Source organism: Pseudomonas sp. S3_B11 (assembly GCF_054667715.1).
Genome location: NZ_CP162749.1, coordinates 3550088 through 3562275, shown reverse-complemented (window position 1 = coordinate 3562275; position 12188 = coordinate 3550088). Strand labels below are relative to the sequence as shown.

13 protein-coding genes are annotated in these 12188 nt (G+C 61.9%); 4 read left to right on the top strand and 9 right to left on the bottom strand.

Features of this window, described 5'->3' with window-relative positions; translation table 11 throughout:
* Positions 1-61 precede the first annotated feature (61 nt).
* The 6 genes from AB4O22_RS16020 to AB4O22_RS15995 all read right to left on the bottom strand — a co-directional run bounded on the left by AB4O22_RS16020 (position 62) and on the right by AB4O22_RS15995 (position 6985).
* Complete coding sequence (locus AB4O22_RS16020) at positions 62-1642, bottom strand: ABC transporter ATP-binding protein (protein WP_460097836.1); 1581 nt, start codon at positions 1640-1642, stop codon at positions 62-64.
* Positions 1643-1667: 25 nt separating this feature from the next.
* Positions 1668-2690 (bottom strand): ABC transporter permease, encoded by a 1023-nt coding sequence (locus tag AB4O22_RS16015; RefSeq protein WP_003200255.1) that lies wholly within the window; start codon positions 2688-2690, stop codon positions 1668-1670.
* On the bottom strand, positions 2690-3748 hold the full coding sequence (locus AB4O22_RS16010) for a microcin C ABC transporter permease YejB (protein WP_003200258.1): 1059 nt from the start codon (positions 3746-3748) through the stop codon (positions 2690-2692). The genes AB4O22_RS16015 and AB4O22_RS16010 overlap by 1 nt, the downstream gene beginning before the upstream one ends.
* Positions 3748-5616, bottom strand: coding sequence for an extracellular solute-binding protein (locus AB4O22_RS16005; protein ID WP_003200260.1), 1869 nt, complete (start codon positions 5614-5616; stop codon positions 3748-3750). The genes AB4O22_RS16010 and AB4O22_RS16005 overlap by 1 nt, the downstream gene beginning before the upstream one ends.
* A 121-nt stretch (positions 5617-5737) precedes the next feature.
* Positions 5738-6019, bottom strand: coding sequence for a peptidylprolyl isomerase (locus tag AB4O22_RS16000; protein ID WP_003200262.1), 282 nt, complete (start codon positions 6017-6019; stop codon positions 5738-5740).
* Between the two features lie 96 nt (positions 6020-6115).
* A complete protein-coding gene (locus AB4O22_RS15995) occupies positions 6116-6985 on the bottom strand; it encodes an esterase/lipase family protein (RefSeq protein ID WP_367859455.1) in 870 nt (289 codons plus the stop codon).
* 323 nt (positions 6986-7308) lie between these two features.
* Here AB4O22_RS15995 and AB4O22_RS15990 point away from each other — a divergent pair, with 323 nt between their 5' ends.
* A complete protein-coding gene (locus AB4O22_RS15990) occupies positions 7309-8370 on the top strand; it encodes a hypothetical protein (protein WP_460096725.1) in 1062 nt (353 codons plus the stop codon).
* 159 nt (positions 8371-8529) lie between these two features.
* Here AB4O22_RS15990 and AB4O22_RS15985 read toward each other — a convergent pair whose 3' ends face one another.
* The 3 genes from AB4O22_RS15985 to AB4O22_RS15975 all read right to left on the bottom strand — a co-directional run bounded on the left by AB4O22_RS15985 (position 8530) and on the right by AB4O22_RS15975 (position 10061).
* Positions 8530-9600 carry a 3-deoxy-7-phosphoheptulonate synthase gene (locus AB4O22_RS15985; protein WP_013692722.1) on the bottom strand — a complete coding sequence of 357 codons (1071 nt, stop codon included), beginning with the start codon at positions 9598-9600 and terminating at the stop codon, positions 8530-8532.
* Between the two features lie 47 nt (positions 9601-9647).
* Entirely contained in the window at positions 9648-9800 is a 153-nt protein-coding gene (locus AB4O22_RS15980) for a hypothetical protein (protein ID WP_003200270.1), read from the bottom strand.
* 132 nt (positions 9801-9932) lie between these two features.
* A complete protein-coding gene (locus tag AB4O22_RS15975; RefSeq protein WP_257785723.1) occupies positions 9933-10061 on the bottom strand; it encodes a hypothetical protein in 129 nt (42 codons plus the stop codon).
* Between the two features lie 154 nt (positions 10062-10215).
* Between AB4O22_RS15975 and AB4O22_RS15970 the strand changes: the two genes are divergently transcribed.
* The 3 genes from AB4O22_RS15970 to gacA all read left to right on the top strand — a co-directional run bounded on the left by AB4O22_RS15970 (position 10216) and on the right by gacA (position 12187).
* A complete protein-coding gene (locus tag AB4O22_RS15970) occupies positions 10216-10977 on the top strand; it encodes a carbon-nitrogen hydrolase family protein (protein ID WP_460096723.1) in 762 nt (253 codons plus the stop codon).
* Positions 10978-10984: 7 nt separating this feature from the next.
* The gene (locus AB4O22_RS15965) at positions 10985-11419 is read left to right on the top strand and encodes a GNAT family N-acetyltransferase (RefSeq protein WP_460096722.1); all 435 of its coding nucleotides are present in this window, start codon (positions 10985-10987) and stop codon (positions 11417-11419) included.
* Between the two features lie 126 nt (positions 11420-11545).
* A complete protein-coding gene (gacA, locus tag AB4O22_RS15960; RefSeq protein ID WP_003200277.1) occupies positions 11546-12187 on the top strand; it encodes a response regulator transcription factor GacA in 642 nt (213 codons plus the stop codon).
* Position 12188 lies beyond the last annotated feature (1 nt).

Sequence of the window (12188 nt, the reverse complement as noted above, 5' to 3'; positions counted from 1 at the left end):
ACCACTGTGGGAGCGAGCTTGCTCGCGATGAGGGCGACACGAAGCTACGTCATGCGCCGCATTATGCCCACCCCGTATGCGCCGCCGCCAACAACTCCTTGGTATAAGGATGCTGGGGCGAGTCGAACACGTCATGGCTGGCGCCTTGCTCGACCACTTTGCCGTCCTTGATCACGATCATGTCATGGGCCAAGGCACGGATCACCGCCAGGTCGTGGCTGATGAACAGGTAGGTCAAGTCGTACTTCTCCTGGAGCTGACGAAGCAGGGCGACGACTTGTTTCTGCACGGTGCGGTCCAGTGCCGAGGTGGGTTCGTCCAGCAGAATCAACGCTGGCTTGAGCACCAGGGCCCGGGCAATGGCGATGCGCTGGCGCTGGCCGCCGGAGAACTCATGGGGGTAGCGATGACGGGTCGAAGGGTCGAGGCCGACCTCCTTGAGGGCCTGGATCACCCGGGCTTCACACTGTTCGGGGCTGGAAGGCTGGTGGACCTCCAGGCCCTCGCTGATGATCTGCTGCACCGACATGCGCGGGCTGAGGCTGCCGAACGGGTCCTGGAACACCACCTGCATCTGCTTGCGCCACGGCCGCAGTGCCTTGTGCGACAGCTGATCGAGGGCCTGGCCCTGGAAGTGGATGCTGCCTTCGGAGTCGATCAGCCGCAGGATCGCCTGGCCGAGCGTGGACTTGCCGGAACCGGATTCGCCGACGATGCCCAGGGTCTTGCCGCGCTGGATGCTCAGGCTGATACCGTCCACGGCGCGCAAGTATTCCTTGCGCCGGAACAACCCGCCGCCCAAGGGAAAACTCACGCGCAGGTCCTGCACCTGCAACACGTTTTCGCGCTCGTCCCGGGGCAGGGCTTCGCCTTCCGGTTCGGCATGCAGCAGCTCGCAGCTGTAGGGATGTTTCGGTGCGCTGAACAGGGTTTCGCAAGGCGCCTGTTCGACGATTTCCCCCGCCTTCATCACGCACACCCGTTGGGCGATGCTGCGCACCAGGTTGAGGTCGTGGCTGATCAGCAACAAGGACATGCCGAGCCGTTGCTGCAGCGATTTGAGCAGCAGCAGGATCTTGCGCTGCACGGTCACGTCCAGCGCGGTGGTCGGTTCGTCGGCAATCAACAGCTCCGGCTCGCAGGCCAGGGCCATGGCGATCATCACCCGTTGCCGCTGGCCGCCGGACAGTTGATGAGGATAGGCCTTGAGGCGTTCGGCGGGTTTCTGAATGCCCACCAGGGCCAGCAGCTCCAGGATGCGCTGGCGCGCCGCTTTGCCGCCCAGGCCCCGGTGCAGCATCAGGGTTTCACCGATCTGCTTCTCGACGCTGTGCAGCGGGTTCAGCGAGGTCATCGGCTCCTGGAAGATCATCGCGATCCGGTTGCCACGCAGCTCCCGCAGGGCCGTGGTATCGGCGCCCAGCAGTTCCTGGCCGCGGTAGCGAATGCTGCCGGTGGTGCGGGCTTCTGTCTCGGGCAACAGTTGCAGGATCGAGTGGGCCGTCACTGACTTGCCGGAGCCGGACTCGCCCACCAGGGCCAGGCATTCGCCGGGGCGGATGTCCAGGCACAGGTTGCGCACCACCGTCTGGTCGTTGAAGGCCACGCTCAGGTCGCGGATTTCGATCAGGTTGTCGCTCATCTCAAGGTTCCGCTTCATGGCCGTTTCATGATCGTGGGTCGAACGCGTCTCGCAACGCTTCGCCGATAAACACCAGTAGAGAAAGAATCAGCGCCAGGGTGAAAAACGCCGTGAGCCCCAGCCACGGCGCTTGCAGGTTCTGCTTGCCCTGGGCAATCAATTCGCCCAGCGACGCGCTGCCGGCCGGCATGCCGAAACCGAGGAAGTCCAGGGCGGTGAGGGTGGAGATTGCCCCGGTGAGGATGAAGGGCAGGTAGCTCAGGGTGGCGTTCATCGCGTTGGGCAGGATATGCCGCACAATCACCTTGCGGTCCGACAAACCCAGGGCTCGGGCGGCTTTCACGTATTCCAGGTTGCGCCCGCGCAGGAACTCGGCGCGGACCACGTCCACCAGGGCCAGCCAGGAAAACAGCGCCATGATCCCCAGCAGCCACCAGAAGTTCGGCTCCACGAAGCCGGACAGGATGATCAGCAAGTAGAGCACCGGCAGCCCGGACCAGACTTCCAGCAAGCGTTGCCCGAGCAAATCCACCCAGCCGCCGTAATAGCCCTGCAATGCACCGGCGGCGATGCCGATCAGCGCGCTGATGGCGGTCAGGGCCAGGGCGAACAGGATCGACACTCGAGCGCCGAAGATCACCCGGGCCAGCACGTCCCGGGACTGGTCATCGGTGCCCAGCCAGTTCACCGATGTGGGAGGGCTCGGGGCCGGCTGGTTGAGGTCGTAGTTGGGCGTGTCGTCGCTGAACGGAATCGGTGGAAACCACAGCCAGCCGCCGTCCTTGTGGATCAGGTTCTGCACGTAGCTGCTGCGGTAGTCGGCCTGGAACGGCAGTTGGCCACCGAATTCCTGTTCGGTATGGCGCTTGAACACCGGGAAATACAGCGAGCCCTGGTAACTGACCACCAGCGGCTTGTCATTGGCGATCAGCTCGCCGCCCAGGCTCAGGATGAACAGGCCGATGAACAGCCACAGCGACCACCAGCCCCGACGGTTTTTCTTGAAGCGTTCGAAGCGCCGACGGCCCAAGGGGGAAAACTTGAACATCAGGCGTTCCTCGCGGCGAAGTCGATGCGCGGGTCCACCAGGGTGTAGCAGAGGTCGCCGATGAGTTTGATCAGCAGACCGAACAACGTGAAGATGAACAGCGAACCGAACACCACCGGATAATCCCGGGACACCGCGGCCTCGTAGCTCATGCGTCCCAGGCCGTCGAGGGAAAAAATCACCTCGATCAGCAAGGAGCCGGCGAAGAACACGCTGATGAACGCCTGGGGAATACCCGATACCACCAGCAGCATCGCGTTGCGGAACACGTGGCCGTACAGCACCCGGCGTTCGCTCATGCCCTTGGCCCGCGCGGTGACCACGTACTGGCGGGTGATTTCATTGAGGAACGAGTTCTTGGTCAGGATCGTCAGGGTGGCGAAGCCGCCGATCACCAGCGACGTGACCGGCAGCACCAGGTGCCAGAAGTAATCGGCGATCTTGCCCAGCGTCGACAACGACTCGAAGTTGTCCGATACCAGCCCGCGCACCGGAAACCAGTTCAGCGAGGTGCCGCCGGCGAACACCACGATCAGGAACATCGCGAAGAGGAACGCCGGCATGGCATAGCCAATGATGATCGCCGTGCTGCTCCACACATCGAACGCGGAACCGTGACGCACGGCCTTGCGAATGCCCAGGGGAATCGACACCAGGTAGGTGAGCAGCGTCGCCCAGAGACCGAGGGAAATGGTCACCGGCATTTTTTCCAGGATCAGGTCGGTGACCGTGGCACCGCGGAAGAAGCTCTTGCCGAAGTCCAGGCGAGCGTAGCTGCTGAGCATCAGCCACAGGCGTTCGTGGGCCGGTTTGTCGAAGCCGTATTGTTTCTCGATGTCCTTGATCAACTGTGGATCGAGCCCCCGGCTGGCGCGGGAACTGCCGGTCATGGTGTTGCCCGAACTGCCAATGCTGGCGCCGCCGATGCCTTGCAGGTGAGCGATGGCCTGTTCCACCGGCCCGCCCGGCGCGGCCTGTACGATGACGAAGTTCACCAGCAGGATGATCACCAGGGTCGGAATGATCAGCAGCAGGCGTCTTGCGATATAAGCCCACATCAATGCCGCCCTCCGGGTGTGCCGCGCCTGATGAGTTCGGCACGCATCTGCTCGTTGGTCAACGGTGTGCTGCTCACTTCCCACCAGCTCTCGATGGCTTCGTCATTGCTGGCCTGTACCTTCGGGATGCCGAAGCGGTTCCACCACACGGTCGAGCTGCCCGGCGGGTAATAGTTGGGGATCCAGTAGTAATTCCATTGCAGCACCCGGTCCAGTGCACGGGCGTGGTGGAGCATGTCGGCTTTGGTCGTGGCCTTGACCAGGCCGTCGATCAGGGCATCCACCGCCGGGTTCTGCAGGGCCATGTAGTTGTTGGCCCCCGGGTCGTTGGCCGCCGCCGAGCCAAAGTAGTTGTAGAGTTCCAGACCCGGCGAGGTGCTGACCGGGTAGCCGGTGATGATCATGTCGTAGTCACGGCTCATCAGGCGATTGACGTATTGGGACGCGTCGATGCGCCGGATGCTCATGTCGATGCCAATCTGCGCCAGGGTGCGCTTGTAGGGCAGCAACAGGCGATCCATACCGTTCTGGCTGTTCAGGAACGTGAAGCTCAGCGGCTCGCCCTCGGCATTCACCAGGCGGTCGCCGTCCGGTTTCCAGCCGGCCTGTTCCAGCAACGCCAGGGCTTGCAGTTGTTTGTCGCGGATCACGCCACTGCCGTCGGTTTTCGGAGCCTGGAAGACTTGAGTGAAGACTTCGTCGGGAATCTGTCCGCGCAACGGCTCGAGGATCGCCCGTTCGCCGGTATCGGGCAGTTCTCGAGCGGCGAGTTCAGTGTTGGAAAAGTAACTCTGCTGACGCACATAGACATTGCGCATCATCTGGCGATTGCTCCATTCGAAATCCCAGAGCATCGCCAGGGCCTGGCGCACACGACGATCCTGGAACTGCGGTTTCTGCAGGTTGAAGACGAAACCCTGGGCGGTCTGGGGAGCCTCGGTGGCCAGGTGGGCCTTTTGCAGGCGACCGTCGTGCAGGGCCGGGCTGTCATAGCCGATGGCATAGCCGGTGGCGGAGAACTCGCGATTGTAGTCATAGGCGCCGCCGCGCAGCACCTGGCGGGCCACATCGGTGTCGCCAAAATACTCGATGCTGAAGTGGTCGAAGTTGTAGAGGCCGCGACTGACTGGCAGGTCCTTGCCCCACCAATCGGCATTGCGCTCGAAGGTAATGCTGCGCCCGGAATCGACCTTGCTCACCCTATATGGACCGCTGCCCAGTGGCGCCTCGTAGCCACCGCCGTTGGCGAAATCGCGGGTCTTCCACCAATGTTCGGGAAGGACCGGCAAGGTGGCGATGTCCAGGGGCAGGGTGCGGCTTTCATTGTTCTTGAAGTTGAAGCGCACGGTGCGCTCGTCCTCGACCACGACGTCCTTGACCGCCGCGAACTGGGTGCGATAGCGCAGGCTGCCCTGGGTCATCAACAGCTCGAAGCTGTAGCGCACGTCCTCGGCGGTGATGGGCTTGCCATCGGCGAAGCGCGCCTTGGGGTTCAGGTAGAAGCGCAGGGACAGGCCATCGTCGGCCCGCTCCATCTTCTGCGCTACCAGGCCATAGACGGTATAGGGTTCATCCAGCGAGCGCTGGGCCAGGGGCGAATACAGCATCCCGTCGATCTGGCTGACGCCGATGCCTTTGTCGATGTAGGGCAGGATGTGGTCGAAGTGGCCGATCTCGACGGCCGAGCGGCGCAGGGTCCCGCCTTTGGGGGCCTGGGGATTGGTGTAGGCGAAGTGGCCGAAGCCTTCGGCATATTTGGCCGGTTCGCCATAGACGGTCAGGGCATGTTGCGGTGCTGCATCGACGCCGACGGCGCCTGTCAGCAGGACCACGGCAGTCAATAGCAGGGAAGGGAACGCCAGTCGCATTGTCAGCCTTAAAGCCGGGTGATCGATGACACGATTTGTACGCGAGCGGCGCGTGGATCGCCAGTCCTTATGGCGAAGGGATTTATCTGTGGGAGCAAGGCCTTGCTCCCACAAGGAGCCATCAGTCCTGACGGCTGGTTACTTCCAGCAGGTGGTAACCGAACTGAGTCTTGACCGGACCCTGGACCACATTGATCGGTGCGCTGAACACCACGGTGTCGAATTCCTTGACCATCTGGCCCGGGCCAAACGAACCCAGGTCGCCACCCTGACGGCTGGATGGGCAGGAGGAGTTGGCCTTGGCAACTTCGGCAAAATCGGCGCCGGCTTCGATCTGGGCCTTGAGTTCGTTGCACTTGTCTTCGGTGGAAACCAGGATGTGGCGGGCAGTGGCTTTGGCCATGGGGGAAATTCCTTTCGCTGTATTTAAAGGTGTTGAGCCTACCGGATTCATTGACGGGTTGTTGTCAAAATTGCGTCAAAACCTTGGGGCCGGCGATCAAAGGCCGGCTTTGCGCAGGCGCTCGGCGTGGCGCAGGTAAAGCTCTGTGGGGTCTGTACCCTTGCGTAATGTGCCGACTCCTGGATTGATGGCCTCCATGTGGTCCATTGGATAGTCGGAGCGAATGACCTTGCCCAGGTGCGAACTGAAGCGTCCGACCAGGCCGTCGTTCTGCTCGGCTTCGGTGATGAAGTAGTCGGAAAAGGCGCGGCAGAAACCCTGCAAAGGCTCCGATGCTTGCCCTGTAGCCTCGGGCAACGTACCGCTCCATGAGTAGTAGCGCACGCCATTGACTCGGTCCGGGCCGTTCCCACCCCAGTGCTTCGGCAGGCCCTGGGGGTATTTGTCGTTGAAGGCGCCCACGCCCTCAGTGGTCAACGTCGCCAGCGCGGCGACGGCGGTGGGCGATAGCTGCGCCTGCCCGTCAAGCAGCGAGATGAAATCGGCGAACAGCGTGGCGACGTCTCTTGCCACATGCCCTGGCAACCGTCCGGGGGTAAGGGCCTTGCGCAGGAAGTCGGCCAGTTCGGAGCCATGGTTGGGGCCGCTGACCGACGTGACCGAGGCAACTTTGTCGGGTGCCAGCGCGGCAGCATATCGGGCGGCCAGCGCACCCTGGCTGTGGCCGATCAGGTTGACCCGGGCCGCACCGGTGCCGGCCAGGACCCGATCGATTTGCGCCAGTAGTTGTTCGCCTCTGGCCTCGTTGCAATGGGTGGCCGACAGGTACGGGATGAACACCCGGGCACCGCCTGCGCGCAGGGCTTGTTTGATGCCATGGAAAAGTTCGAAACCGCCGATCCTGTCAAACCCGAACAACCCATGGACCAACAGGATGGGAAATTGAGTGGTTGCATTCCGTTGCATGTTCGTACCTTTTTCGAAGAGGTTCACGGTGAATTTGCGACCTCACTCTAATCCAGACCCGTAATGGACGGTGTAGGAAAAAACCGCGCTGAACCGGGGAAACCGGAATAGAAAAAGTGGGAAGAATGGGAAATCCCCCGACGGTGGCTACATGTGTAGGAGCTCTCCTATAACCCGAGTCGTTTGCAGCTACAGCTTTGAACGCCAGGGACCACCGCCGTTGTCGTCTTGTCTGGCTGTGGGTTTGCCGCGAGCGGGTTTTAATGGCTCCATCGAGCGCCGTTACGCAAACGGTGCCTTCATCCAAGGACTGGAGCCTGTACATGATCACTTACCCCTCTCTTCAACGATCCCGTTCAACCTCAGGAACAAGGCTGCCGCCACCGATCCTGGCAGCGGCCCGGGACGGGGTGATCGACCCCGCTTGGCGCAAGGCCGTCGTGACCATCAAACCTTATCCTCTGATGACGTGCGGGGATGAGGTGCTGTTGCGTTGGCATGGGCTCAACAACGAGGGTGAGCCTTACCGACATGAAGTGGCCGGGTTCGTCACGGAGCGGCAAGTAGGGCGAGACGTCGTGTTCGTCGTGCGCGAACCGCATATTGCCGAGTTGGACGGTGGTTCGCTGGAGCTTTCCTACCGGGTGACGGGCAAACAGTTGCCGGCCACCCTGGTTTCGCAACACCTGCAACTGGATATCGGCGATGTATCACCGCAACTGCTGCCTGCCATTGCCAACGATGCGGTCGGTGGCAGCCTTGATCCGAGTCGGGTGCCTGACGGAACGTGGGTGACCGTTCGGCCCTACGCCAGGATGGCGGTTGGCGATCGGTTGATCCTGACGGCCAGCAAGGATTCCAACGCGCTTTGGCGCGATGTGCTGGAAATAGAAACCCATGCGGTTGGTCGTGAGGTGTCGATCTGGATCGATCATTCGCTGATCGCGCCCCATGTAGGACGCAACCTGGCCTTGGCCTATGTCGTCAGGCGTGGACATTCGGTGCGCCGCGCCGAGCCCTTGTCGTTGCGCATCGGTCCGCTGCAGCGTCCTGCGTTGATGGCGCCCAGGATTCGGGAGATGAACGACGGGTGGCTGAATGTCGACGATTTGCAAGAGGGGGTGACGATTGTCATCGATGATCCCGGGCTTGAGGCGGGCGAACTGGTCTGGTTGCAGTGCAACGGGAACTCGTCTTATGTCCGTGAACGCGAAATCACCGAGGCCACGGCAGGCCAACCGCTCGCTTTTTTGATTCCTGCGGCGTATTGGCAGGATCAAGGCGACAGGTCGGTGGGCGTGTTCTATCAGGTCGAGCGCCTGGATGACGTCAGCCAGCGTTCCGAGTGGGTGACGGTCCAGGTTCGTTCCAGTGCGCCAGACTAAGCTAAGCCCGGCACAATCTCGGTGGGAGCGAGCTTGCTCGCGATGACAGTGTTTCAGGCAACATTAATGCTGGCTGAACTGACGCTATCGCGAGCAAGCTCGCTCCCACAAAGGGGCCCACGCCGCCCCCTGGTTCGAGGGGAAGGTGGGTTCGGGACCTCAGGCTGGCAATTGCAGCTTGCGGTGGGCTTCGCGCAACAACTGCTCGGTAGACTCCCAGCCCAGGCAACCATCGGTGACCGAGACGCCGTAGCGCATCGACGGGCCCAACGGTTGGCAGCCTTCGAACAGATGGCTTTCGAGCATCATGCCGATCAGGGAGCGATTTCCTTGCAGCCGTTGCTCCAGCACGTCATTGAACACCTGCGGTTGGCGCAGCGGGTCTTTGCCGCTATTGGCGTGGCTGCAGTCCACCATGATCCGGGCCGGTATCTTGAGGCGGGTCAGGTCATGGTGTATCTGCGTGACGCTCTGCTGGTCGTAGTTCGGCCCGCGATGACCGCCGCGCAGCACCAGGTGGGTGTCGGGGTTGCCCGGCGTCTGGATGATCGCCGGATGCCCCTGGCTGTCCACGCCGAAATGCCGATGGGGGTGGGCGGCAGAGCGCATGGCGTCGCAGGCAATGCCGACCCCGCCGTCGGTGCCGTTCTTGAACCCCACGGGCATGCCCAGGCCGCTGGCCATTTCCCGGTGGATCTGCGATTCAGTGGTGCGCGCACCAATGGCCACCCAACTGAGCAGGTCGTCGAAGTAGCTGGCGGCCATGGGTTGCAGCAGTTCGGTGGCGACAGGCAAGCCAAGCTGCAATATCTCGCGCATCAGTTCCCGGGACAAGGTCAGGCCGGCGGCCATGTCGTCGCTGCCATCCAGGCCAGGATCGTAGGCCAGGCCTTTCCAGCCTACGGTCGTGCGGGGCTTTTCCACGTAGGCGCGCATGACCAGCAGCATGCTGTCGCGCACTTCATGAGCCACGCGAGCCAGGTTGGCGGCGTATTCGAGGGCGGATTTCGGGTCGTGGATCGAGCAGGGACCGACGATGACCAGCAGGCGGGAGTCCTCACCGTCGAGGATCGCGCGGATGGCCTGGCGATGGGCGCTTACTTGATGGCTCAACGCGGTGCTGAGCGGCAATTGGTGCTTGAGTTGCAACGAGCTCGGCAGACGCAGGGTCAGGGCTTCGTTGGCAGGGTTGAGCGTGGACAGCGGCAAAGCGGAGACGGACGAATTCATGATCTGGCTTCCTGGACGGGCAGCGGGTTCATTCCCGCGCGCCGGTCCTAGTGGGGTGTTCGACAATTGGCCGGATTGGCCCGCAATTGAGGCTTGCCACCGGTAGGTGACCGATCGGAGGCGGCAGGCTGTCCCGAGCGGTGGCTGGTAAATCGCCAGGCGGAAAAACTGTCGTAACGGTAATAAGTGGCGTAGTTCATGGCTCAATCCTCAAGTTGTCTGGTGTTGCAAATGTGTGGGGCCTGAAAAAACAAAACCCCCGGTCGGGAGGCCGACCGGGGGTTTGAAAACTCTGGAAGGCGACCCGTTTGAAAGTGGGCGCCGGTTGGGTATCAGGCGCGCCAGTGGCTAAACCAATACCCAAAATAAAAGCTGACCGGAGTTTGCACGCTGTTCGCCCAGGCAGCCGCAACCGAGCGCGGGGCGCTGGCGGTTTGAAGCGGTGAGAGGGCGTTGAACATGGTCTGTCTCCGATGAATGGCCCTGAGCTTACTTGAGGACGGTGCGCCGGTTCAATCAGAAAATTCTATCGAGGGCATGCAATTGTTCGGCCTGGCTTGAGTCCGCTGGGCTTTGTGACAAACTTCAGGTTTGCAGCGCCTCCCAGGATGACCCATGACCGTTCCAGCCTTCGCCGCCGCCCAGTCGATCTCCATTGCGGGGGACGTTCGTGCCAACCTCGTGCGTCATCAGTATTTCATGCAGGCGGCCGCTGAACAGGGCGTGCAGTTGCTCGTGTTTCCTGAGCTGTCGCTCACCGGCTACGAACGTAGCTTGGCGGCGGATCTGGCCATCCGGCCGGAGGACGGCGTATTGCAACCGCTGCGCGACCTGGCCCGCGAGCTCGGCCTTACGGCGGTGGTAGGCATGCCGATTCGCCTGTCGACGGACGCCCCGGTGTTGATTGGTGCGTTGGTCCTCGGCGCTGACGGTTCCCTCGGGGTGTACAGCAAGCAGCATCTGCACCCTGGGGAAGAAGTCGCCTTCGCCCCGGGGCATGGCGGCTCGATACTGGCGATGGGGCAGGATTGCATCGCCCTGGCGGTATGCGCCGATTTTTGCCACGCCAGCCATGCTGCCGCGGCAGCCGGGCAGGGCGCTACGCTATATGCAGCGGGGGTGTTGATCACCGAGGGTGGCTACGCGCCCGATACGACATTGCTGCAAGGATATGCCCGGCAGCATGCCATGACCGTGCTGATGGCCAATCATGGTGGCGCCACCGGAGGCTGGGAGTCTGCCGGTCGCAGTGCTATCTGGGGCCCGGACGGTTCGCTGCTCGCGGCAGCGCCCGGCACGGGCGAGCTGTTGGTGATCGCCCGCCGCGACGTCAACGGTTGGGTAGGGCAAGTCGTGCCGGTGGCCGTGCTTGAATGAGGTGTTCATGAGTTTCGAGTGGCGTGCCGCAACGGCTGGGGACATCGACTTCGCCCGGCAGCTGACCTGCGGCAACATGCTTGCCTATTACCTCAAGCATGATTTGCTCTGGCAGGACGAAGCGTTCGACTTGGCCTGGATTATTCGCCAGAACTGGATAATCAGTCGTGCCGGCCAGGCACTGGGCTTTGTCAGCCTCAGCCGCGATGCCCGGGCGTTGTACATCCGGGAACTGCAGGTAGATAAAGCGTTTCGTGGGCAGGGCGCCGGTACTTGGGCGATCGGACAGGTTTGGGACCTGGTGGGCCTGGAGCGTCGGCCGGCGCTGCGCCTGACGGTGTTCAAGGATAATCCGGCCAGGGCGTTGTACGAACGCATGGGCCTGCGCGTCGTGGGCGAGGATGAGTGTTTCCTGAGGATGCAGCGAGACGCCGGTGCTTGAAGCCTCGGACGTTATGCCAATAAAGATGCGTTGTAACTTTTATCTGTCCCTTTGCGCTAGGTCTGCCGGACGCTTTTTGCTAAGGTGTTGTGCAACCCAAATAAGACCAAATCGTGAGGTGTCTGCTTGATTAGGGTGTTAGTGGTCGATGACCATGATCTCGTCCGTACGGGCATTACACGAATGCTGGCTGACATCGACGGCCTGCAGGTAGTTGGCCAGGCTGAATCAGGGGAAGAATCCCTGATCAAGGCGCGCGAATTGAAGCCCGACGTGGTGTTGATGGACGTCAAGATGCCTGGCATCGGCGGCCTTGAGGCCACGCGCAAACTGCTGCGCAGTCACCCGGACATCAAGGTGGTCGCGGTGACCGTGTGTGAAGAGGATCCGTTTCCCACCCGGCTGTTGCAGGCGGGCGCGGCGGGTTACCTCACCAAGGGTGCTGGGTTGAACGAGATGGTCCAGGCCATTCGTCTGGTTTTTGCCGGGCAACGCTACATCAGCCCGCAAATCGCCCAGCAATTGGCGATCAAGTCGTTCCAGCCAACCAACGATTCTCCCTTCGATGCGCTGTCGGAGCGGGAAATCCAGATTGCGCTGATGATTGTCGGTTGCCAGAAGGTGCAGATCATCTCCGACAAGCTGTGTCTGTCGCCAAAGACCGTCAACACCTACCGCTACCGTATCTTCGAGAAGCTTTCGATCAGCAGTGACGTCGAATTGACACTGTTGGCGGTGCGCCACGGCATGGTCGATGCCAGCGCCTGAA